Annotated in this window: 18 protein-coding genes; all 18 read right to left on the bottom strand. The window is 62.3% G+C overall.

Annotated elements, in window-relative coordinates; all coding sequences use genetic code 11:
• The coding region (locus tag AB5Y53_RS07570) for a contractile injection system protein, VgrG/Pvc8 family (RefSeq protein WP_368181520.1) at positions 1 to 230 on the bottom strand (230 nt) is incomplete at its 3' end.
• A 10-nt stretch (positions 231 to 240) separates the two neighbouring features.
• The gene (locus AB5Y53_RS07575) at positions 241 to 528 is read right to left on the bottom strand and encodes a type VI secretion system PAAR protein (RefSeq protein WP_017411057.1); all 288 of its coding nucleotides are present in this window, start codon (positions 526 to 528) and stop codon (positions 241 to 243) included.
• 257 nt (positions 529 to 785) lie between these two features.
• On the bottom strand, positions 786 to 2,216 hold the full coding sequence (locus AB5Y53_RS07580) for a VasL domain-containing protein (protein WP_368181521.1): 1,431 nt from the start codon (positions 2,214 to 2,216) through the stop codon (positions 786 to 788).
• Positions 2,217 to 2,262: 46 nt separating this feature from the next.
• Positions 2,263 to 5,748 (bottom strand): type VI secretion system membrane subunit TssM, encoded by a 3,486-nt coding sequence (gene tssM, locus AB5Y53_RS07585; RefSeq protein ID WP_368181522.1) that lies wholly within the window; start codon positions 5,746 to 5,748, stop codon positions 2,263 to 2,265.
• A gap of 41 nt (positions 5,749 to 5,789) precedes the next feature.
• Positions 5,790 to 7,235 carry a type VI secretion system protein TssA gene (gene tssA, locus AB5Y53_RS07590; protein ID WP_368181524.1) on the bottom strand — a complete coding sequence of 482 codons (1,446 nt, stop codon included), beginning with the start codon at positions 7,233 to 7,235 and terminating at the stop codon, positions 5,790 to 5,792.
• An 8-nt stretch (positions 7,236 to 7,243) separates the two neighbouring features.
• The gene (vasI, locus tag AB5Y53_RS07595) at positions 7,244 to 7,849 is read right to left on the bottom strand and encodes a type VI secretion system-associated protein VasI (protein ID WP_368181526.1); all 606 of its coding nucleotides are present in this window, start codon (positions 7,847 to 7,849) and stop codon (positions 7,244 to 7,246) included.
• Positions 7,849 to 9,387, bottom strand: coding sequence for a sigma-54-dependent transcriptional regulator VasH (gene vasH / locus AB5Y53_RS07600; RefSeq protein ID WP_368181527.1), 1,539 nt, complete (start codon positions 9,385 to 9,387; stop codon positions 7,849 to 7,851). Before vasH ends, vasI begins: the two co-directional genes overlap by 1 nt.
• 2 nt (positions 9,388 to 9,389) lie before the next feature.
• Positions 9,390 to 12,032: a type VI secretion system ATPase TssH gene (gene tssH, locus AB5Y53_RS07605; RefSeq protein WP_219311004.1), complete on the bottom strand. Its 2,643-nt coding sequence runs from the start codon at positions 12,030 to 12,032 to the stop codon at positions 9,390 to 9,392.
• 20 nt (positions 12,033 to 12,052) lie between these two features.
• On the bottom strand, positions 12,053 to 12,832 hold the full coding sequence (gene icmH, locus AB5Y53_RS07610; protein WP_368181528.1) for a type IVB secretion system protein IcmH/DotU: 780 nt from the start codon (positions 12,830 to 12,832) through the stop codon (positions 12,053 to 12,055).
• A gap of 22 nt (positions 12,833 to 12,854) precedes the next feature.
• Positions 12,855 to 14,189, bottom strand: a complete 1,335-nt coding sequence (gene tssK, locus AB5Y53_RS07615; protein WP_102988949.1) for a type VI secretion system baseplate subunit TssK — start codon at positions 14,187 to 14,189, stop codon at positions 12,855 to 12,857.
• Between the two features lie 2 nt (positions 14,190 to 14,191).
• Positions 14,192 to 14,707: a type VI secretion system lipoprotein TssJ gene (gene tssJ / locus AB5Y53_RS07620; protein WP_041215374.1), complete on the bottom strand. Its 516-nt coding sequence runs from the start codon at positions 14,705 to 14,707 to the stop codon at positions 14,192 to 14,194.
• Entirely contained in the window at positions 14,707 to 15,957 is a 1,251-nt protein-coding gene (tagH, locus tag AB5Y53_RS07625; protein ID WP_368181530.1) for a type VI secretion system-associated FHA domain protein TagH, read from the bottom strand. The genes tssJ and tagH overlap by 1 nt, the downstream gene beginning before the upstream one ends.
• Before the next feature lie 68 nt (positions 15,958 to 16,025).
• Positions 16,026 to 17,024: a type VI secretion system baseplate subunit TssG gene (gene tssG / locus AB5Y53_RS07630; protein ID WP_368181531.1), complete on the bottom strand. Its 999-nt coding sequence runs from the start codon at positions 17,022 to 17,024 to the stop codon at positions 16,026 to 16,028.
• Positions 16,988 to 18,754 carry a type VI secretion system baseplate subunit TssF gene (tssF, locus tag AB5Y53_RS07635; RefSeq protein WP_183148594.1) on the bottom strand — a complete coding sequence of 589 codons (1,767 nt, stop codon included), beginning with the start codon at positions 18,752 to 18,754 and terminating at the stop codon, positions 16,988 to 16,990. Before tssF ends, tssG begins: the two co-directional genes overlap by 37 nt.
• 3 nt (positions 18,755 to 18,757) lie before the next feature.
• Positions 18,758 to 19,189, bottom strand: a complete 432-nt coding sequence (tssE, locus tag AB5Y53_RS07640; RefSeq protein ID WP_368181533.1) for a type VI secretion system baseplate subunit TssE — start codon at positions 19,187 to 19,189, stop codon at positions 18,758 to 18,760.
• 6 nt (positions 19,190 to 19,195) lie between these two features.
• On the bottom strand, positions 19,196 to 20,674 hold the full coding sequence (tssC, locus tag AB5Y53_RS07645; RefSeq protein WP_042015701.1) for a type VI secretion system contractile sheath large subunit: 1,479 nt from the start codon (positions 20,672 to 20,674) through the stop codon (positions 19,196 to 19,198).
• 36 nt (positions 20,675 to 20,710) lie between these two features.
• Positions 20,711 to 21,214: a type VI secretion system contractile sheath small subunit gene (tssB, locus tag AB5Y53_RS07650; RefSeq protein ID WP_041215379.1), complete on the bottom strand. Its 504-nt coding sequence runs from the start codon at positions 21,212 to 21,214 to the stop codon at positions 20,711 to 20,713.
• Between the two features lie 662 nt (positions 21,215 to 21,876).
• On the bottom strand, positions 21,877 to 23,226 hold the full coding sequence (locus AB5Y53_RS07655) for a tetratricopeptide repeat protein (protein ID WP_368181538.1): 1,350 nt from the start codon (positions 23,224 to 23,226) through the stop codon (positions 21,877 to 21,879).
• Positions 23,227 to 23,373 lie beyond the last annotated feature (147 nt).

The following is a 23,373-nucleotide window of genomic DNA, read 5'->3' on the forward strand; positions in this document are numbered from 1 at the left end:
ACCACCCCGCACACCCGGCGCTGCAGCTCGCCGCTGTACCACACCAAGAGCTCGCAGGGCTGGTCCAGCACGGCGCCAACGTCGATGTCGGGCTGGGCACTTGCCAGCTCAAGGCGCAGGTTGAATGGCCGGTTCAGCGCTTCATCCAGCGCAAACTCGGCCACCACGAAGGTACTCTCGGGCAGGGCCCCCACCTTGACGGTAAATTGTAATCCTGTGCTGTCTGCCATGAAGCGCTCCTTAACCTGCCTGTCCGCTGCCTGAACCAATCACCACGCCGCCGCAGCCGACTGCGGTACCGGTCACGGCGATGGGTTTGCCGTTGACCAGCACAGAGCCGACGCCGCCCGAGATGCTGCGCGGATGCGGTGGATTGTTGGGTTTGTCGTGGGGGGCCAGCGGATCGCCCTGACGGGCCACCGGTTTGCCATCGAGGAACACATCGGGGCTGGCGGCAATCACGGGGGATGGGTGGAAACCATCGTGGTCGGTACCGATGTCACCGAGCAATGCAATAGAAGGACACATCTGGATTCTCCGTGGGGCAACCATGGTGCAAGCGCAGCCTGGTGCAGAGACAGTTGGAACGGCGACCCAGCAGCCTCCATGCCATGGCAAAGTCGCCCACAATCACATTAAAAATCAGTCAATTACGATTCAAGCTCGCTGCATCTGACCAATCTGCTGCAATCCATTGCGCAAGACAGGGCAAGTTTCCCGGCAAACCTTGCCTTGCCAGTCAAACTCACCACACCTTGCGCAATTTTTTGCTCAAGGCAGTACTTTCAGCTACCGGAAGCGCCCTGCTGCAGCTGGTAGAGGCGGATATTGAGCGCTTTCAGATCATTTTCCAGGCTTTTGAGCTCGGCAGCCGTGATGGGCTCCTGGGAGGCTTTTCTCGCCTCCAGTTCACCGAGACGCAGACTGAACGGGATGTTCTGCATCAGGTTCTTTTGCACTTCGTAGAGCTGGGATTTGAGGTAGGAAATGGTCACCGTCTTGCGCTGGCGCTCCAGCTCCAGCAGCTGATCGAGCAGGGCATCCACCCCGGCGCGGGCATCCAGGTAGGTGGGTACGCTGATGACATCCCCCTGCTGTCCGTCAAGCTGCGCCTGCCACTGCTTGTCCAGCGCCTTGACCGCCAGCGAGTCGGGATAGAGCATCAAGAGCGAGTTGCGCAGCCCCTCGCCGTAGCGATACCAGTAGAGAGGCGACGTCTGCTCGAGCCGGGTCAACTGGTTCTGGTAGCGGGCCACCAGATCGCTCTCCATGTTCTGCAGGGTCTGCTCCCCCAGCACGATGCGCGCCTGGCGAATGTCGTCATAGCTGAGAGCTCGGGGCAGCTCGGCGGCCGGCTGCACCAGACGCTGGGCCGCCACGGTTTTCTCCTGCTGATACTGCTGCCAGCCGAGCCAGCCCATCACCGGCAGGGCGCAGCTGAGCAGGCCGCAGCCAAACCAGAACCAGGCGGGACGCTGCCGGCGGTGCTGCTCAATCTTGAGCACGGTAGGCTTGACCTGCCCCTTCTCTCGCCCCACCAGAATGCTGCCCTGGGGCAGGTGCGGGGTCGATGCCGAAACCGTGCCGCCGTGATCACTCTCCAGGTCAGACTTGAAGAACACCATGGGCGGGATCTGCAGATCCTCCTTGAGGCCCGGCTCGTCGGAGACGATGACGATCTCGGTCTCATCGAACAGGTGGGTATACCCCTCGATGAAGTGCACCAGATTCTCGACCCGGGGAATGCGGCTCAGATCCGCGTTGTGCAGCTTCTCGCTGATGAGCTGCAGCGCCCGCTCGCAGCGATAGATCAGCCGCTTGTCCTCGTGGCTGATCTGGTACTGGCGAATGACGTCGCTGATGCGGGCGATAAACCAGTCGAGCATCTCGATGCGGGCCCGCTCCTGATGGACCGGCGGCCAGAAACTCTCCCACTGGGTGACGATGAGGTTGGCGAGAAACTCGCACCCTTCGGTAAAACCGCTGAGCCCCTGCAGGCGCGAACGCGCGAGGGTGAAGTAGATGGCGGTCTGCAGATCCACCCCGTGTTTTTCGAAGATAAGGCTGGCGAGCTGATGGATCCGCTGCCAGTCCACCTCGGGGCGCGAAGCGTGGCTGAGCTTGTTGATCTCGGCCCGCAGCGCCTCGTACTCCGGCAACATTCTGGGGTCGCGCCCCACTTTCAGGGCCTGCTGACCTTGTTGATTCTGTGACATATGGACTTCCAACGCAGGAAGGGGGCACAACGTGCCCCCGACGCGATCAATAGAGGGATTCGGGCAGTCTGAACTGGCTGAACAGGCCACCGGTGAAGGGGTTTTGCGCGCTGTCGGTGTAGACGCGATAGGTCATGGCCCCCTGATCCACCGGGAAGCGCACATCGAAGGTGGCGTCATTGACCTGGGTCAGCTCCCCCTTGTCCATCAGGCGGAACATGGCCCAGGGGCCGACGAAGCCTTCGCTGCGCGGTGAGCGCTCGCGAGCGGCCGGCACCAGGGTGATCTTGCTCTCGGCCCCGTCGCGCATGGTGTTGGGCCACACCAGCGGGATCTTGGTACGACGGCCATGGGCATATTCCAGCAACTGGCCGTCCAGGTTCAGCACGCTGCGCCGCTTGTTGGCGGTGAGCTCGATGGGCTCGAGGGCGAACTGCACCTCCAGGTTGCCCTGCTGGCTGAAGAAGATCTGACGGATGCGGGCTGCACGGTCCAGCTGCTTGACCAGCTCGGCCTGGATGGGCGAGCTGAACTCCCCTTCCATCAGGCCGCTCTCCACCATGGGTTTGAGGTTGACCTGATAGAAGCTGTCCAGCGTCCCGTTGGGTGCGAAGAAGCGCTCCATCTCGGAGAGGGGCACATCCTTGTTCGAGCTCGGATCAAACGGATAACGACCGGCCAGCTGGCTGTTGAAGGGGGTCAGCACCTTGTCCTGCCACTCCTGATTGAGGGAGGACATGGCAAGGTCGATCACCAGTCGCGAGCTCTGCTCGGAGAGTTGACCCACCCAGCGATCGAGCGGGGCCGGCAGACTGCGGGCATATTGCTGCAGCGCGAACACCGGATCGGCGTACTTGTTGGTCATGCGCAGCTGCACCGCTTTCAAGGCGGACTGACCCGGCTCGGTGGCGTTGACGATGAGCTCCAGGTAGTGCTGCAGCTCCACCAGCTTCTGGTTGACCTCCTGAATGAGCGGTCCCTGCTCACCACGTCCAGCCAATACTCCATTAGTGGCCATAAAGGGGCGACCGATGCGGGCGCTGATGGCCTGGGCCGGGTCCCCTTCCACATCGGAGATCTTGCGAATGCGGGTGTTGTCATCCAGCGAGGCCAGTACCCGCTGGAACGGCTGATCGTTGCCGGTGATGGCAGCGAGCACGTCCAGCGCCTGCTCCGGGCTCTCCAGGGTCTGCACGTCCAGATTGGTCAGCAGTTTTTGCCACTGGTTGACGTAATCGGTGACGTAACGGTCGTTGACCTGACGGGTGATCTCCTTGCGATCCGCCTCGCTCAACTGGCTCAGCTTGCGCTGGCCCAGCACCCAGGCATCCATCGCGGTGAGATCGATGAGCGCCTTGTCTTGTTTCAGGAAGAAGTCGTTGAAACCGGGCCAGGTGAGCAGCCGCGGCACCTGGCCGGCGTTGTCGCTGCGCAGGGCAAACACGGTGTCGAAGGTGGGGCCCACCTCGTCACGGACGTTGAGATCCGGCGGCAATACCTCGCCCGCCTTCACCACCAGATTCTGGTAGACCCGCTGATACATCGGCAGCTTGCCGAGCTCGCGCTGGGCACCGTAGACCGGCTCCTTGAACGGCACGAAGGCGGTGATGGCGGCCTGATCCCGCTCGGCCCTGGCGCCATACCAGTTGGTGTGGTCGAGGGCATAGTCCAGGTGCCCCATCAGCTGTTCCTGCACCGCCCCCTGTCCAGGGAAGGCCTTCTGCCAGCGGCTCGCCATGTACTGCGCCACCAGCTCCTTGTTGCGACCGGACGAATCGTCCAGCATCCGCATCACCCGCAGGATGGCGAGCTTCTCCTCGCTCCCCGCAGGCGCCTGGTTGAGATCGGCAAGCAACCCCTGCATCTGGGCCGGCAGGAAGCGCAGGCTCAACAGTTGCAGGTAGGAGCCTTCCACATAAGGACCAATCTCGTCCCCCTGATAGAGGCCGAGGTCCGCCACCAGCGGCATCCGCTCGCGGTAGTTGCCAAAGGAGAGGGTCGCCTCGCGAATGAGGTTGAGGCGCGGCAGCTGGCTCACCCCGAAAGCGTGGGCGTCGGCCACCTCATTGGTCTCCATGAAGGCCTGGGCCTTGGTCAGTACGTTGCGCCCCGCCTCCTCGTTGACCCGGTAGAAGTAGTGCCAGCCACCGATGAGGGCGGCCGAGAAGAGCGACAGACAGCTGAGGCCGATGGCCATGCGGCGCCGGCGATAGAGGGTGTGCAGCCGGTTTTCGCCGGCCAGATGGGCCTCCGGGAAGATGATGGAGGAGAAGAGCTGGCGCACGAAATAGGTGTTGGACTCCCCGCGCAGGGCCGAGTGGATGGGCTCTGGCAGGTTGTAGCGGCGGGAGGCCGCCTGGGCAAACGCATCGAACGGCACCCCTTGCTGATAGACGGAGCTGACATAGACCCCGCGCACCAGCAGCGGCTTGCTCTCCTCGATGGCCAGGGTCTCGGCCAGCAGGCTGGTCACGTAATCCTTGAGGCCAGCCAGCTGGCGCACGAACGAGAACAGCGCGTTGCGCTGGGCGGCATCGAGCCGGCTCAGCATCAGTTCGGGCAGATTCTGGTTGAGGTTGTCCACCCACTGATCCCAGAACAGGGCCAGATCCTGCTGCCAGTCGGCGCCCGGCTTGAAGGTCACCCCCAGCACGGCCTCGCGGGCCTCCTTGTCGAGCTGCTGGTAGATAACCTCAAAGCCGCGCAGCAGATCGAGCTTGGTGAAGGTGACATAGAGCGGCAACCGGGTATTCATGGTGGCCGATACCTCCTGCAGGCGCGAGCGCATCAGCTGGGCATAGGCCTTGCGCTCGGCCACGCTGGCGTGGGAGAGCCAGGCCAGATCCACGGTCAGCACCAGGCCGTTGAGGGGCTGACGACGACGGTGTTCATTGAGCCAGCCAAGCAGATGCAGCCAGAGCCGCTCATGCTTGCGGGCCTGCGGATCCAGTTCGGCTTCACTCTGGGAGAGCAGCACACCGGCGGGATCCAGCATCACGGCCTGTTCCCCCAACCAGCAATCCACCAGCTGATCCTGCGCCACGTCGCGCAGCTCGGTGTCGAGTCTCGGGTTGAGCTTGTTGGCCGGGTTGGCGCGGTGAATGAGGCTGCTCTTGCCGCTGCCGGGCAGCCCCAGCACCAGATACCAGGGCATGGCGTAGAGCGCCCCCTTGCCCAGATGGGTATTCAGCGCCTGCAGCCAGCGATCGAGGAACAGCGCCTGCCGGTCGATGAGCCCCTTGACCGGGTCCTGCTCCAGCACCACCTCGTGCTGGCGCTCGGCCTTGAGCTGCTGCATCTTGCGCCACACCCGCCAGGAGACCACTCCCAGCAGCAACCAGAGCCAGAGCAGGGTGAACACCACCCGCCCCCACAGCGGCTCGAACGGTTTGGCGCCGCGCACCTCGAGACGAGGGCCCAGCCACCACACCAGGATGAGAGCCAGCACCCAGAGCACAGCACCGAGCAGGGGCCAGGAGGGTTTCAATTTCGGCAGCTGTTGCCGCAGAAAAGTAAAAATGGTTTTGAACATAAAATGTGATCCAACTCCGACTCAATGACTCATTTCGGCACTCATTTCGACAACGGCGCCGCCAGGCTCTCCAGGCGGTTGACCAGCCCGGGCTCCCAGTGCGACAACCCGAGGCGACTGGCCTCTTGCCACAAGTGTTGATAGTGCTGGCGCGCAAGCGCCTCCATGCCTTCCTGCGCCAACAGCTCCGCCTGCACCAGCAAGGCGTGGAAGCGATCTCTTGGCTCTTTCAACTGTGCTATCCGCTCATCGAGCAGGGCGAGCGCCGCTGCGACCCCCTGCTCGCCGTGACGCTGGGCGACCTCCTCGGCCAGCCCCGCCTCGCCACTGCCGGCACTGCCTCCCTTGGCCGGTTGCAGCCAGCGGCTGCACTCGGGGGAGAGAAACGGCGAACCGTCGCTAAAAGCGAGCTCCCGCAGGGCCGGCAGGCGCTGCAGAAAAGCGCCGAGCTCCTCGGCGATCGCCTGGGCCACCGCCCCAAAGCCGAGCTTCTGGGCCACCTCGGCCGATAGCCTGTGCCCCTCGAACCAGTAGGGCGCCAGGGTCAGGCTCTGCTCGATGCGCTGCCAGAGCCCTTGATCAGGGGTGCTCATGGCGGCGCGGTACTCATCCACCATGTCCGCCGACATGGGCGCCAGCGGGGTTTTATTGCCCGCCCCGCTCATGGGGACCGCCGTGATCCCGGCCCAGACGGCGTGACGGCGCAGCCGATAGCCAACCGCCGCCTCCGGCTGGCGCTCGATGAGGAGCTCCGCCACCTTGAGCTGGGTCTGGCGCCAGGCGCGATCGTTGGAACTGTCGATGTCGACGCCGGCACTGCTGCCACCGCCGCTGAGTACCATGGCGCCGGCACCGCTGGCGGTCGATGCCACCGAGGCCGGGGAGCCCGCTGCCGCCGCGCCGCTGCTCTGGGGCTGCCCTGCCGCATTGGCCTCGGCCTGTGCCACCTGCTGGCGCTGGGCCCGCTTCAGACCCATCACCAGCGGGTCGAGCAGCTCCCCCTTGTCGGGACACTGCGCCAGCCAGACCCGCTCCAGCTGCTCTGCCTGGGCCAGCAACTGGGCAAGCTCGGCCGCCGAGGCGCTCTCGCAAATACGCGGCAGGGCCCCTTCAAAGCGCTTGACGATCTGCACCATCAGCCGCTGTTTCTGGCTGGCATTGCCGGGCCAGGCCAGCAACCAGTAGGCCTGGATCCAGGCCTCCAGCAGGCTGATCGCCGCCCCCAGCGGGGTCGCCTTGGCCGGGTGCTGCAGGCAGCGCAGCAGCTGGGCCAGCACCCGCATGTCCTTGGTGCGGCTCTCCAGCAAGCCAAGGCAGGCCTCGGCCACCGCATTGAGATCCACCTGGCTGTGAGCGAGGGATCCCAGCTTGACCAGCTCGGTTTCCACGTAGTCCCAGCGCGGCTCGTCAGCCAGCACGGCGCCTCTGATCTGTTCATCCGGCAGGCTGGTGAGCAGGCGTGCACACCAGGGGTGTTGATAGCTCATCGTCCCTCCTACCAGCGGCACTGCTGACGCAGCGGTGCCAGCGCCTCTTTCAGGCCGCTCAGGTCGACCCGCAAGAGGGCGCCGTTGTCGGCCCGCACCTGCAGCTCGCGATGGCCCTGCCAGCGCTTGAGCTCCTCGATGGCGGGCAGACCGCGGCCATATTCCAGCAGCAGACCCTGATCCCGGATAAACCAGCTCTGGGAGCCGGCACTCGGCTGACCATCCAGCGCGACCTGCACTTTCTCGCCGCTCCAGGGCTGATCCAGCCGCAGCCGGATATGGGTGATGCTGTCGACGCAGCCGATGGCCAGGGTCGCCCCACGCAGTGCCGGGCGAGTGAGGGTTTCACTGCCACGGCCAGCGTCGCTCTGCAGCAGGAAGGGGGCGCTCGCTGGCGTGCGGGCCTGCTCCTGGGCCCAGATAGCCTGCCAGGCCGCCGACTTGGGGGCGGCCCCTTCGGCGGCACTGGCCACGCCATTGCCGATGGCGTCGTAGCAGGCGAGCCGTACCAGCGGCGAGGGCTCCTGCCGGCAGACCTGCCAGCGCGCCATGTCCAGCGGGACCTCGGCCACACTGGTGGCCAGCAGCAGCGGTAACAAGCCGAGGATGCTCATCAGTTCACCTCCAGTTTCTGGCACTTGTGATCCAGGGTGCGCTTGGGAATGTTGAGGCTCTCGGCCACCAGCATCCGATTGCCCTGGAAGTGGCGCAGCCGCGCCTCGATGACGGAAGCCTCGTACTGCTGCATGGCCCGGCGCAGATCGCGGATGTGGTTGTAATCGTCCATGGTGCTGGGCAACTCGACGCAGACCCGCTCGCGCAGCTCCGGCGGCAGCGCCTCCAGCACCACCTCTTCCCCGTGACGGGTATGGGCACAGGCCACCTCCAGCAGGTTGCGCAGCTCGCGCACGTTGCCGGGAAAGTCATAGGTCTGCAGCTGTTTCAAGAACTTGCGCTGCAAGCCGGCGAGCGTCTTGCCATCCTGGGCGGCAAACTGGGCCATGAAGTGCTGACAGAGCAGCGGCACGTCATCCATGTGCTCGCGCAGGGGGGCGATCAGCAGCAGGCACTGACAGAGGCGGTGATAGAGGTCCGCCCGAAACTGCCCCTCCTCCACATGACGGGTGAGCGGTTGATGGGTCGCGGCGATGAGGCGAAAATCGGAGTGATACTCCTGCTCGGCCCCAAGCGGCCGGTAACTGCGGGTTTCCAGCACCCGCAGCAGCTTGGCCTGCATGGCGGCGGGCATGTCCCCCACCTCGTCCAGAAACAGGGTGCCGCCGTTGGCCTGGGCCACCAGCCCGGTCTTGTTGGCAAGGGCGCCAGAGAAGGCCCCCTTCTGGTAACCGAACAGCTCGCTCTCGATGAGGTTCTCCGGGATGGCGGCGCAGTTGATGGCGACAAACGGCTTGTTGGCGCGATCGGAGCACTGGTGCACCAGCCGTGCCACCACCTCCTTGCCGCTGCCGGTCTCCCCCTGAATGAGCACGGTCAGCTTGTGTTGGCCGGCTTGGCTTATCTGCTCGCGCAGCCCGCGGATCACCGCCGACTGGCCGACCAGCTGATCGCCGAGCAGCTTCTCGTGTTGACGCAGCCGCTCCCCCTCCCCCTTTATCTGGCGCAGGGAGTCGCGCAGTACCCCCTGATCCCGCCGGCTGCGACCGAGATCGCGAATGAGGGTGAGCTGGTTGCAAAAGACCTGTGAAAGCTGGGCCAGCTCGGGGCCATCGGCCCAGGCCCGCAGCACTTCCCCTTCATCCATCAGGGCCAGCACGGCAAACGGCTTGCCGTTGCCATCCAGCAGCGGATAGGCGTGCAGCCCGCACTGCTGGCCAAGGTTGGCCAGCAGTGCGCGAAAACCGGCGTGCTCGATGCGGGCACCGCCGTAGAGGGAGTCCCAGGTGCGGGACTGGGCCTTGTGCAGCACATAGGCAAGGGGGTGGGAAAAATCGTCCACCGCCAGCCCCAGCGCCACTTCCTTCCCCCTGACCCAGCCTTGGCACTCCAGCTGGCGGCCGCTCACATCCAGCATGCCGAGCAGCAGCCCCCTGGGCTGGAAGCTGGCATGGACGGTCGAGCTCCACCAGTGGCACAAGTGCGGCTCATCGCGCTGGGCGGTGAGGGCCAGGGCAAATGCGAGGGCTTGCTCCATACTCAAGCCCCCACCTCGGCCACGAACTGGTGATCGGCCACGGAAAAGTGGACGCGCTTGATGGGTTCACCGGCCGAGAGGCGCTGCAACAGTTGCAGGGAGACCGGCGGCAGCAGGGCACCGTCGATGACGGATTCGAGCATGCGGGCACCGTTCTCGCTGCGATTGGCCCGCAGCAGGATCTCTTCTGCCACCTCGTCGTCCAGCACCACTTCGGCGCCGAAGCGCTCCTTGAGCAGCTTGACCAGCCGGTTGAGCTTGCCGCCGACGATCTGCACTAGCGTGTCGTGACCGAGCGGCAGATAAGGGATCACCTCCATGCGCGCCAGCAGGGCCGGCTTGAAGAAGGCGGCGAGCTCCGGATAGAGGGCATCGAGCAGCACGTCGGGCTGCTCGGCATGGTCGACGATGGTCTGGAAACCGAGGTTGGAGGTGAGGAAGAAGACCACATTCTTGCAGTCGATGATGCGCCCTTCCCCGTCCGCCAGCTCGCCCTTGTCGAACGCCTGATAGAAGAGGTTGAGTACGTCCGGGTGCGCTTTTTCCACTTCATCCAGCAGCACCACCGAGTAGGGTTTCTGGCGAATGGCTTCTGTCAGCACGCCCCCCTCGCCGAAACCGACGTAGCCGGGTGGTGAGCCGATGAGACGGGAGACGGTGTGCTTCTCCTGATACTCGGACATGTTGATGGTGGTCAGGTACTGGCGACCACCGAACATCAGCTCGGCAATCTGCAGCACGGTTTCGGTCTTGCCGACCCCGCTCGGGCCCACCAGCAGGAAGGCCCCCAGCGGACGGCCGGGACGACGCAGGTCAGCGCGGGCGGTGAGCAGGTGCTTGTGCAGGTGAGCCACCGCCACATCCTGCCCCTTGATAAGCTCGCCGAGGTACTCCGGCAGACGGGTCACCACATCCAGCTCCCCTTGCGAGATGCGATTGAGGGGCACCCCGGTCCACTCGGCGATGACGGCGGCAATCTGGGTCTTGTCGACGTGGGCGGAGACCAGCACTTCTCCTTGCTGCAGCTCGGCCAGCTCGCGCTCGAGGGTGGCCAGCTGCTCGGCAGCGGCCTGCGGATCGAGGGGCGCATCGGCGAGATCCAGCGCCTCTCTGGCCAGCATCTCATCCTGCTGATCGGCCAGCAGCGCCGCGCGCAGCTCGACAATCTGGTGCACCAGCCCCTGCTGCTGCTGCCACCGGGCTTCCTGCTCGGCCAGTTCTTCACGGCAAGCCTGCTGGGCCGCCTGCAACTCGGCCAGGCGCTCTGCGTTGTCACCGAGACCTATCAGGCTCTGGCGCTCCAGCTGGCGGATCTCCAGCTCACGCTGGCGCAGCGCATTTTGCAGGTGGCTGACCGCGCGTGGCGGCGTGGTGAGGTTGATGGCCACCCGGGCACAGGCGGTATCGAGCACGTCAATAGCCTTGTCCGGCAGCTGACGGCCGGAGATGTAACGGGCGGAGAGCTGGGCGGCTGCCTGCAGCGCCTCCTCGTCGATCAGCACCCCGTGGGCCTTCTCGTAGATGCTGCGCAGGCCGCGCAGGATCACGGTGGCCTCGTCGGCATCGGGCTCACCGACCTTCACCAGCTGGAAGCGGCGCGACAGGGCCGCGTCTTTTTCCACGTATTTCTTGTACTCGCCCCAGGTGGTGGCGGCGATGGTGCGCAGCTCGCCCCGGGCCAGCGCCGGCTTGATGAGGTTGGAAACATCCAGCCCGCCGGCCTGGTTGCCGGCCCCGATCAGGGTGTGCGCCTCGTCGATGAACAGGATGACCGGTTGCACGGCGTCCTTGACCTCCTGCATCACCCCCTTGAAGCGCTTCTCGAACTCCCCCTTGACCGAGGCGCCGGCCTGCATGGCACCCAGATCCAGCGTCATCAGCTCGACCCCGCGCAGCTTCTCGGGCACCTGACCCGCCACCATGCGCAGGGCCAGCCCCTCGATGAGGGCGCTCTTGCCGACACCGGCTTCACCCACCACGATGGGGTTGTTCTTGCGACGACGGGAGAGGATGTCGATCATCAGGTCGATTTCGTGATCCCGGCAGAGCACGGGATCCAGGCTGCCCTGGCGGGCCTGCTCGGTCACGTTGACGGTAAAGCGAGCCAGCAGGCTGGCATCGGCCGGCAAGGCTGCCTGTGCCGTCTTGCCGCCGGGGGCGGTGGTCACTTGCGTCTCGGCAGACTCCTTGACCCACTCATCGAACTGCTGGCGCAGCAGCTCGCGATTGACCTTGGCAAGCAGACGAGTCACCGAACCCGGCAGGTAGCGCTGGGGGGTCATCAGCAGCACCAGCAGCATGACACCGCTGCGCAGCTGGGCATGTTGCAGCTCGGCGGAGGCGAGCAACCAGCTGTCTTGCAGCCACTCCACCAGCATGGGCGAGAAGGAAGGGTAACCCTGGCCATAGCTGCTGTCGGCAGCGGACGGTTGCAGCAGGGTCTTGAGCTCTTCCACCTCCACCTCGGCCACCTTCAGGATCTGGCGCACGTCGCTCAGCGGGGTCTCCAGCATCTTGAGCAGCAAATGCTCGATGCGGATCTCGGCTCCCTGGTGGTTGACGCAGAGGGCTGCGGCCTCCTCCAGCATGTGACGGCAGATGGGGTTGAGTCTTTCCACCAGTACCGGTAGCTCTATACGAATCAAGGCGTGCTCTCCTTAGTATTTTATTTTAATAATTCGCCCAGTTGACGCAGAACGTCCTGGGTCTGGTTATTGAGTTGGTGGTAATAGAGGCCAAAGATCAGCGCCAGGATCAACGCCCCGCCCATGAACAGGCTGCGCAGGGAAACCTGCTTGCGCAGCTGGTAGCGGGAGGCCTGCTGGCCCAGATCGAGGTGAAACACGCTGGGCGCCTCGCCACCGGCCTCGGGGGCCAACTGCTTGTGTAGCTGGCGCACGATGCGCTCGAACTCCCCTTGTCCCTTGCTCATCACCTTGTAACGCCCCTCGAAACCGAGGCACAGACAGAGGTAGATGAACTCCAGAATGTCGCGATAACGCACCGGGTCTTCCTGCAGGCGGGCCAGCAGCACGAACACCTTCTCGCCGCCCCAGGTCTCGTTGTGAAAGCGGGTCAGCAGGGAATGCTCGGACCATTCGCTTTGACTGCCCCAATCGCGGCCCATCACGGCCTCGTCGATGAAGGTGCAGAGGATGTAGCGAAACGACAGCACCACCCCGTTCTCGTAGCCCTGGGCCATCAGCTCCTGTTCGATGGCCTGGATCTCGGTCACCACCCGCTGGTAGAGCTCGGGCACCCGGTCGTAGCGCGACAGCAGGCGCACCCGCTGCACCAGCCCCAGCAAGGGGGTCACCGCATCGATCATCGGGTTGATGCTCTGGCCGCGCAGGCGGAACCAGTAGTCCGAATCCATGTCCAGCTGCTCGGCATGATCGAACAGCAGGTCGCTGAGTTGCTCGTTCTTGATAATGTCCGTGGTCATCTCTGCTTATTCCTTGGTGCGATCACTGGCTGCGAATGGCCCAGAGCTGCATGTCGAGCTCGGGGAAGTCGCCGGCGATGTGGAAGGCAAGGGTGTTGCCCACCGCCAGCATCTGCCAGGCCGGGCTCTGCCGGTCGAGCTGGAAGTAGCTGTAACCGGCGTGATAGGGCAGCTGGCGCGGCGCCACCGGCAGCGGCAGCAGCGGAATGCCGGGCAGTTGCAGGCTGATGAGCTCGCGGATCTTGTCGCTGGAGGCCACCTTGGTCTGCTGCAGCAACTGCTTGCGCAGCTGCTCCTGCGGCATGCGGGCACGCACCGCCAGCACGAAGTCGGCGCTCTGCATCAGCTCGCTCTCGTTGACCATGGCCACCATGATGCCGTACTGGTGCTTGCGCAGCTGGATGGAGACGGCGCGCGGCGACAGCACTGTGCTGAGCGCCTGGCGCAGGGCCAGCATCACCGGCTCGAAGCTCACCTGCTGATCATCGTGGCGATAGGCGGGGAACTCGGGCGGCAGACGGGACTCGTCGGTAAAGGTCATCAGCTCGCCACACAGCTGCACCAGCGATTCGTGCAGCCGCTCGGGGTGCAGGGTGCCAAGGCGCGCCAGATGGGAGAGCTGGGGCTGGGCCCGGTTGAGCAGCTGCAGCATCATGAACTCGGCCACGTCGGCCACCCCCTGCTGACCCGGCGCCGCGATGCGCTGGGAGAGGCTGCGGGCCCGCTCGGCCACGAGGCCGGCCGACTCGCCGAGGAAGCGCTTGAGGGTCGGGATGGCGGAGACGCTGATGCTGCAGGGCATGAAGTTGGGATCCAGCACCAGGCCACCGTCCGGACGCTTGTCCAGAATGCGGGCAATCGCCAAAGAGGCGTAGGCGCTACGGTCTTCCCGCTCCAGCATCAGCCGCAGACTGACCCGCCCCACTTCGAGGGAGACCACGTCCCCCCCTTCGCTGTGCAGGTCGCGCACGTCGTGGCGATGGGCCTGCAACCGGGTGGCCACCTGACCGCCCTGATTGACCTCGTTGACGCCGCTCACCGAGAGCGGCAGCGCCAGATAGACCTTCTGGTTGGCCACCGAGGCGTCGGTGACTTCCAGCGGGGTCGGCAGCACATCGTCATTGGGGATGTTGAACACGGTACCGTCCGGCAAGATGCCGGTGGCCCCCACCAGGGCGATGCGGCCAAAGCCCAGGTAGTCCTCGTTGATGGCGAGCGACTGCAAGCCATAGAAATAGTCGGACAGCGCGCTCAGGCGAGCGTGCAGCGCGTAATCCGAATGTCTTTGTTGTTGCTGGAAGTGCTGGGGCTTGATGAACAGCCCCTCACGCCAGATAACCCGATTTCGACTCGACATGGTTATTCTTCTTCTTTTTGCAGTTCCACTTCATCCAGGCGCAGGTGCACCAGGATTTGATAAGCCGTTCCCTTGCTCTTGATCTTGATGACCTTGCGCCACTCGGCGCTGTCGGGGTCGGCGTAGCGTGCGATCACCCCGATGTAACGGGTCTTCTCGTCGAGCTTGATGGGGGGCAGGTATTTGAACTGGCCCGGCAGCAGGGTGTAGTCCTGGTGGTCCAGGTAGTTCTTGCCAAGGGCCTTCTCCACGTCCGCAGTCACCTGGTCGTAGTCGGTGGCAAGCAGCTTGGAATCTTCCGCCAGCAGCACCACCTGAAACTCGATGGGTGCCGCCTCCCCGCTCTCGTTGGGGTTGACGTCAGGCTCCGCCAGCAGACTCAGCCCCAGGGTAGAGGGCTGATCATTGTTGCTGCCCACCTGGATATCCGGGTTCATGGCCACGTCTGCCATCTTGCCCATGGTGGTACAACCTGCCAGGGCCAGCAGCGCGGCGCCCAGCATCAGCGCTCGTATCATCAAATCAGTCCCTGTTGCTGACGCACGGCCTGGTCATAGGCCTGGGCATACACCTGGTGGAACAGCTTGTCGAACCCCTGCTGGCGGGCGGAGGTGAGCTCGCGGTAGTAGTGCTGGTACATGTCCCAGGCCCAGCCTTCGTCGGCCGTGCCCGGTGCACCGCTGCGGCGGTATTGCTCGAAGCGCCCCAGCAGGGCCTGTGGCGAAAACGCCTGCAGGATGCTGTCAAGCGCCGCGCCGATGGCCTGCTGATTAGCCACATGGTGGATGCGCACGTTGTGCAGGCTCTCGGCCACCGCCGCCGGCGCGCTCAGGTGGACCGGGCTCTTCTGCTCGGCAAACAACACCGCCAGGGTCTCGTCATAATCAAGGCCCAGGCGCAGCGGGTTGTCCTCGATGGGGCGCAGGTGCTTGTCCGCCAGCGCCGCCTGTTCGTTTTGCAGTTGCAGCAGCCCCTCCACCATGGCCCGTACCGTCTTGCCCATCTCTTCGAGCATGTCGTGGGCCTGCTGGGTGTCCTGCAATTGCAAGGGTTGACCCAGGCCACGCATCAGCGGGGTCAGGGCTACGTGATCGACGCCGTCCAGCGACAGCTGATAATCGGGATGGTTCTCGATGGCAGGCATATCCAGAAATTCTTGGTTCATGGTGTTCTCGACAGCAGAAAAAGGGGCAAGAGGGGGGACGTCCACATCCAGTTGTGAACGCAGTGAAGCCTGCAGGCGACCGTCCGCCAGCGGGCCATCCATCAACGGATTGGGAGCCCTGCGCTCCTGCTGCAATGCCAGCAAGGGATCGGCCGCCAGGGTGCGCGGATCGTCTGCGGGCGCAACGGGCTCATCGCTGGTCAGCCACTCGTCGAGCTGCTCGGTAGGGCGGTTGCCCAGCACCTGTTGCAGGCTCTGCTCGGGGGTGATGACCCCCAGGTAGGCGCGCAGCCGGAACGGGCCGACCACGAGCTCGTCCCCCTGCTCCAGATGCACTTTGCGGGCCCGCCCGATGGGTGAGGTGGCACCGTTGATATAGGTCTGGCCACTCAGATCGCACAGGCAGAAGCGACCGTCGTTGAGCTCGATGCGGGCGTGGGCAGGCATGACTGCCCCCAGCCTATCGCGCAGTTGCCAGTCATCCTGTTCGGAGGCCCCCAGGGTCCCCCCCATCTCGTCGAAGCGGTACTGCACCTGCTGGCTGCCGTCGAGCTGTTCGCTGTTGAGCACCACCAGGGAAAGTTGCTGGTTAAAATCGTCCACAGTTACTCCTGCACTGATTCCTGTAGTTAAATTTTCTGCGCTGCTGATGTCTGCACTTATTCCTGCACTTATTCCTGCACACAAATGGTCACAAACGGATCACTCGGCGGCTGGCCGAGAAAGGTACTCCACCCCAGGCGGGCACTCTGCTCCTCCCCCAGCCTCAACCCCCTCGCCTGCTCCTGGCCGAACCCCAGGCGCAGATCCCAGGCCAGCTGATCGCGCAGGATGAAGGAGACGAAGGTCACCAGAGCCTGGAAGTGCTCCCCGTTCGGCAGAAAGCCGAGAAACTGGCCAAAGCTCAGGTTGTTGATCTTCAACAAGAACTTGCCGGCACAGTCATTCACCTTGTCGCCGATGACAAAATCGCTCCCCAACGTGGCGCAGGCGCCGCCGAGGCGATTTTGCTGATCCTGATGAATAGGCACCTTGCGCCACTGCCAGGCGCTCACCTGCACGTCGGCCAGATCGAAGCAGTGGGCCACCAGACCGGCCACCACCTCGGGGGAGCGGCTGGGGCTGGCCAGCATGCCCGCATAGGAGAGCATCTTGGCCCGGTTGACCGGCAGGCTCTGGCAGACCGCCTCATTGCCAAGCCCCACCAGGGCGAACATCAGGCGGGAGAAACCATCCTCGCCGTTGTCCTGAAACCGCACGTGGTAGCGATACTTGCGCCAGATCCGGTGCAGCAGGGTCAGCAGACGGTGGTGGAAGAAGTCCAGAAACAGGCCGAGCTTCTGCTCCCCCTGGGCGTACTCCCACGCCAGCGAATCGAGGTAATAACCGGGCATCGGCGACTGGCTGCCGTGCAGGCCGAGGAAGGCCACCTCCAGCTCGTGACGACCCTGCCCGTCCCGGCCAATCTGCAGCACGTCGCTGGTGGGGAACCCCAAGGAAGCGGTCGCCTTGAAACGGATGTTCTCGTCACCTGGCAGGTAGTCGAGCCCCCGCTCCTGATCGGCGCCATCGAGCCGGTTGAGCAGCTCAACCAGCTGGAAGAAGTTGAAGCGGGGCGCCTCCCGGGCGGCGTTCACATCAGGGAGTGCTGACCGATCTGGACTGGCCATTGGTAGCGCTCCTTGTTGTCGAGATTGACCACCTCAAGCAGGTGGAAGGCGTTGACGCTGGCATAGAGCGAGAAGAAGTGGGCCAGCACGGTACTGAACAGATAGAGCTCCCCTTCGCTGCCAAAGGCGGACTGGCGGATGGAGAGCACCGACTTGAGCCCCCGCACCGGCATGCCACGCACCAGCCGGTCCACCGGCTTGGTCTCGATCTCCTCGATCCCCGCCAGCCGCTTGCGCGAGGCCTGCTCCGCCTGCTTGTCGTGCAGCGCCGGAAAATCGTAGGTGCGCAGCACCTGCACCAGGGCATCGCGGCGCAGCAGGGAGACATAGTTGAGCGACAGGTTGGATATCAGCGTCCAGTGCAGACTGCCGTCCAGCGCCGGGCGCAGCGGCCGGGTCGGCCGGATCAGGTTGCGGAAGGTGGCAAACGAGGGCGAGCTGCCGGTCGGTACGCAGACGCTGCCCACCTTGAGACGGGCAGCGCGGGAGCGGTTGGTGCAGGTGAGCGTCACCGAGATGGATTCATCCAGTTCGACCGTGGTGGTTTCATCCCCGCGCACGAACGAGAGGCTGTGTTCGAAACCATCCCCGCTCACCGCCTCCTTGACCCGCACCCGGTAGTAGAGCGCCAGCCGCTGCTTGGCCCGCTCGATCTGGTGCTGGAAGCTCTCGAACGGCTGATAGATGCGCGGTGTGCCGCGGGAGCGGCCGAGGTTCCCCTCGACCCAGCCCTCCACCTGATCCACCGAGAAGATCTCGAAGCTGTCGGCATGGCGATAACTTGCCTTGAGGGGATACTCCGCCTGACGGCCATTGAGATTGACCGGCTCGCTGTCGTGCTGGAACAGGTTGATGGCCGGCACGCAGTTGAGCATGAAGGAGTCGGGACGGATCTTGAGCTCCGCCGGCAGCGGCCGGTCGAAGCAGAAGTGCACCTTGAATTCGCTCACCGGCAACGGCTGCTTGGGCCAGTCGCCACCGGAGAGTTCGAAGAAGAGGAAGCTTTCCGGGAAGCAGAAATACTCCTGCAGGATCCGGTAGCCGGAATAGACGTTGTTCGGGTAGGGCAAGAGCGCATCGCCGCGCTCGAAGCCGACCGGTTTGAGGGCCTTGGCCTCCTGGCGAAAGCGCTTGCCGTCGATCTCCAGCTCGATATGGGAGAGCTGGTTGGAGAGCCAGAAGTAGAGCTCATAGGCGGTGTAGCTGTCACCACCAAGGAAAAAGCGCAGCTTGTCCAGCTGCAACTCGCTCAGCGGCAGAGGGGCATGCAGGGCGATGTCCAGCGAGATGGTGGAGAGATCGTTGCCGCTCTGGGCGGCGATGTGGCGGATATCAGCCGGATAGACCCAGGTATCGTGACAGGTCTGGAAATGACAGGTCACCTCGTCCAGGGGCAGGCTGTCGAGCTGACAACCTTGCCTGACCAGCGCTGGCTGGGCGATGGCCCCCGGAATGACCGAAAACTGCATGATGGTCATGCTGGGCACGGGACGCAGGTAGTTGGGCCAGAGCATGTTGAGCAGACCGTGGGTCAGCTCGGGAAACTCATCCTCAATCTTGGCGCGCAGATTGCCCGTGAGGAAGGCGAACCCCTCCAGCAGGCGCTCCACGTCCGGATCGGTGTTCTGCTCCGACAGAAAACGGGTGAGCTCGGGATAGGCGTCGGCAAATTCGCGCCCTTGCAGGCGCAAAAAAGCCAGTTCATCCCTGAAGTAATGTTCCAGCGACATTGATCAGACCATGCGGTAGTGACGGTGACTGTCCATGTGGACGTTGAACGAGGTAACTTGCTCGATCTGCTCCAGCCGCACGTGGGCCGTCACCTGAAACGTCATCTCAAGCGGGCTCGCCTGATAGTCGGGTGAACGGACTTCCACATGCACGATCCGCGGCTCATAGCGGCGGATGCATTGCCGGATCGCCTCCCGGATCCGCCCCTTGATGTCGGCACTGCCCTGGGTGGCGTCATTGAGATCGATGACGCCAAGCTCGGGGGCACTGCGACAGTTGCCGGGACGGGTGTTGAGGATCTGATCGAGCTGCCGTTTGACGGAGTCCACCAGTTCATCCACTTCCGAACGGGGGGAGGAGCCAAGCCCCTCCCCCCGGATGCGATCAAACAGGCTGGCCGCATTGCCTCTATCCCAGGATGAGAGATGCGGCATCGGGCCTTATTCCTTGTCCAGACGACCTACCAGAGAGAGCTCGAAGCTCGCTCCCATGTACTTGAAGTGCGGGCGCACGGCCATGGCAACCTGATACCAGCCCGGCTCCCCCTCCACGTCCAGCACCTTGATCTGGGCGGCGCGCAGGGGACGACGGCTACGCACGTCCGCAGGGGGGTTCTCCTGGTCGGCCACGAACTGACGGATCCAGTTGTTGAGTTCCCGTTCCAGATCCTGGCGTTCCTTCCAGGAACCGATCTGCTCGCGCTGCAGCACTTTGATGTAGTGGGCCAGGCGGTTGATGATGAACATGTAGGGCAGCTGGGTACCCAGCTTGTAGTTGGTTTCCGCTTCCTTGCCTTCCTTGGTGTTCGGGAACACCTTGGGCTTTTGCACCGAATTGGCGGAGAAGAAGGCGGCGTTGTCGCTGTCCTTGCGCATGGTCAGGGTGATGAAGCCCTCTTCCGACAGCTCGTATTCACGGCGATCCGTGATGAGCACTTCGGTCGGGATCTTCGCCTGCAACTGACCCATGGCCTCATAGACATGCACCGGCAGATCGTGAATGGCGCCACCACTCTGCGGACCGATGATGTTCGGGCACCAGCGGTACTTGGCGAAACTGTCGGTCAGGGAGGTGCCCATCAGATAGGCGGTGTTGCCCCACAGGTAGTGATCATGGTTCGAGCTGATCTCTTCCTGATAGTTGAAGCCCTTGATGGGATTCTCGGTCGGATCATAGGGCAGACGAGCCAGGAAGCGCGGTGCAGTCAGACCCAGATAGCGGGCATCTTCCGACTCGCGCAGGGAGCGCCACTTGGTGTAGGCCGGCCCTTCGAATACCGATTTCAGGTCCTTGATGGAGGGCAGATCGGTGAAGCTGTCGACCCCGAAGAAGGCGGGGGCGACGGAAGAGATGAAGGGGGCATGGGCCATGGCCCCCACTGCACTGACATACTGCATCAGCTTGATATCAGGGGAGCTGTGGGTGAAGGCGTAGTCACCAATCACGGCACCGACCGGCTGTCCGCCAAACTGGCCATAACCACTGGAATAGACGTGCTTGTAGAGGCCGGACTGGGTGATTTCAGGAGAAAATTCAAAATCTTCCAGCAGCTCTTCCTTGGTGGCGTGCAGCACCTGGATCTTGATGTTCTCGCGAAAATCGGTGCGATCCACCAGGAGCTTCAGGGAGCGCCAGGAGGACTCCAGCTCTTGCAGCTCCTTGGCGTGCAGGATGACGTCCATCTGCTTGCCGAGCTTCTTGTCGAGCTCGACGATCATGCTGTCTACCAGCGCCTTGTTCACCGGCTCTGTGGTGGTGCCGCTGTCCAGAATGTTGGCAATCAGGGCTGCAACGCCCTGCTTGGCGACGCTGTAACCCTCATCCACCGGGGTGATGCGGGCCTGCGCCATGATTTCGTCCAGCAGGGACGAGGAGGCTGCACTCGCCCCCGCTTGAACCTGTTCTTCGACCAGAGACATAATTTTTCCTTATAAGTCAGTCAATTAATCTGCTGATCACTCGGCAGGCTTAATCAAATCCAGCTCCTTGAGCAATTGCTCGCGAGCGTCGTCACTGGACAGCAGATCCTGCAGACGGTTGCGGAAGGCGGGGATATTGCCAAGCGGCCCCTTCAGGGCAACCAGCGCCTCACGCAGTTCCAGCAGCTTGCGCAGCTCGGGCACTTGCTGGGCAACGCTGTCAGGGGTGAAGTCTTCCAGGGACTGGATTTTGATCGACACGGGCAACTCGTCCTGGCTGTTCTCCTCCAGGCGGTTGGGAACCGAAAAATTCAGCTCCAGTGCAGATTCTTTCATGACGGAAGAAAAATTATTCTTGTCGATGGAGACGGTCTGACGCTCCTCAATGGGGGTCTCTTCAGAGCGCCCTTTCATATTTCCGACCACCATCATGGTCAACGGAAGCTCTATTTCCGCCTGTTGGCCACCGGTTGCCGGTACATATTTGATATTGATACGTTCTTTGGGCGCGACAGTGGCGCCATCAATCCCTTTTCCCATGCTCTAGATACCAAGTTGAGGATCCATGAAGACCCAAAAGCTTATAGCCAATGCTTTTGTCGGCAACTGTAAAAAATGACAGTTGACGTGCTCAGGACGAAAATGAACAAAAAAGCATCAATCAACCACGCCTTTTCGATATATTCCAGGAGAGAGCCAGGATATCAAAAAGGCAGCATTCAGCTTGTTATTCAATACAATCCGATTACGTCTCTACTCTTCGTTAGAGATCATGATTGACTAAAGAGTCATTTGTGGCTAATGGTATATTTTTGATGATGACAACGTCAACGAGAAATATATTTGCAAATGTATAAAAATCAAAATAAATGCGCAAAACCTAATAAAAACAACAAGATGAACTCAACCCACCAAAATGTAAACTTGAGACAAAAAGTGTAGGAAAGTTGTATTTAGTGAAGAGTTAAATAGGAAAAATCTGATTTTAAATCTTCATGAATTCTCATGGTAAGCCATAAACTTCGCTCATTTTCAGAACACAAAAAGAGATTTTTCTGACAACATCCGATGTTATTTTTGTCAAAAAAACCGCCAGGATGCATTATCAAGGCGGTATTGGGTGGTGATAATAAGTGGGAAATGGCTTTATCCACTAACTGTTATTTTTATCACTATGTCTCATTCATGTTATGGGAATGGCATCATATGCCCTCTGACGTCTGCCCCATTTCACCGTGTTTATCCAGCCTGATGAACCAGTGCTGCGCCAGTTTTTGACCGGCACTTTTTTCTTGTGCCGTCATGCCTTTTTCAAGTTCACGGCTGGCGGCGGTTGCATCAATATTGCCATCCGTTGCGGCCAATAAATACCATGCATAAGCATGCAATCTATTGCGGGGGGCTCCCCATCCCTGCTCACGCATGATGCCCATGCGATATTGTGCTTGCCGATGATTGGCGTTTGCCGCAGCCCGATACTGTTTCATGGCTTCGGTATAATCAGCCTCACCACCCAGCCCCAGTCGCAGCATCTCGCCGTAGGCATATCGAGCCTCGACATTGCCCTGCGAGGCGGCCAGAGAGAGGCTCTTGCGCGCAGCTTTCAACTCCCCCCGTTCCTGTTGCAGGGTCGCCAGTTCAAGCTGAGCCTGGCTCACCCCCCCCGCAGCAGCCAGATTCAGCCAGTGCTCACGTGCGGTGATATCGCTCTGCTGCAGGCTCAATTGATATTCGGCGTCATGGGAACCATTGCCTGCCGCCAGCTCCAGCCAATAACGGCCAAGCGCCAGGTCCTGGGCAACCAGATCCCCCCTCAGATAGGCCTGCCCCAACCACAGCTGGGCAGGAGCAGCCCCTGCATTGGCGGCGCGCTGATAGAGGCTGAATGCCTTTTCAGAGGGCGCCTTGCTCGCCAGTACCAGCAAAGCGTCCGGCTGTTGCTGGGCTGCGGCTTTCTCATACCAGCGCAGGGCAAGATCGGCGCGTTTTATCACCCCTTTCCCTTGCTCATAGCGAGCGCCAAGCTGGAATTGGGCATCCCGATTCCCTTGTTCGGCGGCTTTCTCCAGCCACTTGACGGCCTCTTCATCGGCCCCCGCCTGACCTGCATACCACTGCCCCAGAACCAGTTGGGCATTTCCATGATCCCGCTTGGCGGCCTGCTCGAACCAGTTGAGGCACTCACTGACCAGCTTCCCCTTGTGCCGTTGCCGGCACTCCTGACCCAGTTGATAGCTGGCCTCCCCATTGCCCAACTTGGCGGAGCGCTGCCACCACTGCCTGGCCAGTACAGGATTTTTGGGCTCTCCCAACCCCGCCTGATACCAGCTTCCCACCTGTAGTGCGGCCTTGCCCCGAATATCGGCATCTGCCGCCAGCGGACCCACTTGATCGGCAGCCTGCTTCATCCAGCGCATCGCCTCAGGATAATCCGGCTTCGCTGCCAAACGGTTGGCCAGCTCATATTGCGCCTTACCCTGGCCCTGCTGGGCGGCATTTTGTAACTTGGTATCAGATAAATAATTTGATTGGTTGGCACAACCAACAAGCATAAATAGCAGGCATATTGGAAAGAGTTTCTTCATAGGTTTTATTACAGTGCTTTGAGTTGGTTAAATTTATTAATTTAGCGATGTTCAGAGTTAAATTCATTGCTAAGTTATGAAAGCTAATATTACATTTTTCTATAGCTTAGACGT

The organism is Aeromonas sp. R7-5 (genome assembly GCF_040908015.1).
GTDB lineage: Bacteria > Pseudomonadota > Gammaproteobacteria > Enterobacterales > Aeromonadaceae > Aeromonas > Aeromonas caviae.

Bases quoted from the DNA above. Each gene is read 5' to 3' on its own strand.
- AB5Y53_RS07575 (WP_017411057.1), bottom strand. From the start codon at position 528: ATGTGTCCTTCTATTGCATTGCTCGGTGACATCGGTACCGACCACGAT.
- AB5Y53_RS07580 (WP_368181521.1), bottom strand. From the start codon at position 2,216: ATGTCACAGAATCAACAAGGTCAGCAGGCCCTGAAAGTGGGGCGCGAC.
- tssM (WP_368181522.1), bottom strand. From the start codon at position 5,748: ATGTTCAAAACCATTTTTACTTTTCTGCGGCAACAGCTGCCGAAATTG.
- tssA (WP_368181524.1), bottom strand. From the start codon at position 7,235: ATGAGCTATCAACACCCCTGGTGTGCACGCCTGCTCACCAGCCTGCCG.
- vasI (WP_368181526.1), bottom strand. From the start codon at position 7,849: ATGAGCATCCTCGGCTTGTTACCGCTGCTGCTGGCCACCAGTGTGGCC.
- vasH (WP_368181527.1), bottom strand. From the start codon at position 9,387: ATGGAGCAAGCCCTCGCATTTGCCCTGGCCCTCACCGCCCAGCGCGAT.
- icmH (WP_368181528.1), bottom strand. From the start codon at position 12,832: ATGACCACGGACATTATCAAGAACGAGCAACTCAGCGACCTGCTGTTC.
- tssK (WP_102988949.1), bottom strand. From the start codon at position 14,189: ATGTCGAGTCGAAATCGGGTTATCTGGCGTGAGGGGCTGTTCATCAAG.
- tssJ (WP_041215374.1), bottom strand. From the start codon at position 14,707: ATGATACGAGCGCTGATGCTGGGCGCCGCGCTGCTGGCCCTGGCAGGT.
- tssG (WP_368181531.1), bottom strand. From the start codon at position 17,024: ATGGCCAGTCCAGATCGGTCAGCACTCCCTGATGTGAACGCCGCCCGG.
- tssF (WP_183148594.1), bottom strand. From the start codon at position 18,754: ATGTCGCTGGAACATTACTTCAGGGATGAACTGGCTTTTTTGCGCCTG.
- tssE (WP_368181533.1), bottom strand. From the start codon at position 19,189: ATGCCGCATCTCTCATCCTGGGATAGAGGCAATGCGGCCAGCCTGTTT.
- tssC (WP_042015701.1), bottom strand. From the start codon at position 20,674: ATGTCTCTGGTCGAAGAACAGGTTCAAGCGGGGGCGAGTGCAGCCTCC.
- tssB (WP_041215379.1), bottom strand. From the start codon at position 21,214: ATGGGAAAAGGGATTGATGGCGCCACTGTCGCGCCCAAAGAACGTATC.
- AB5Y53_RS07655 (WP_368181538.1), bottom strand. From the start codon at position 23,226: ATGCTTGTTGGTTGTGCCAACCAATCAAATTATTTATCTGATACCAAG.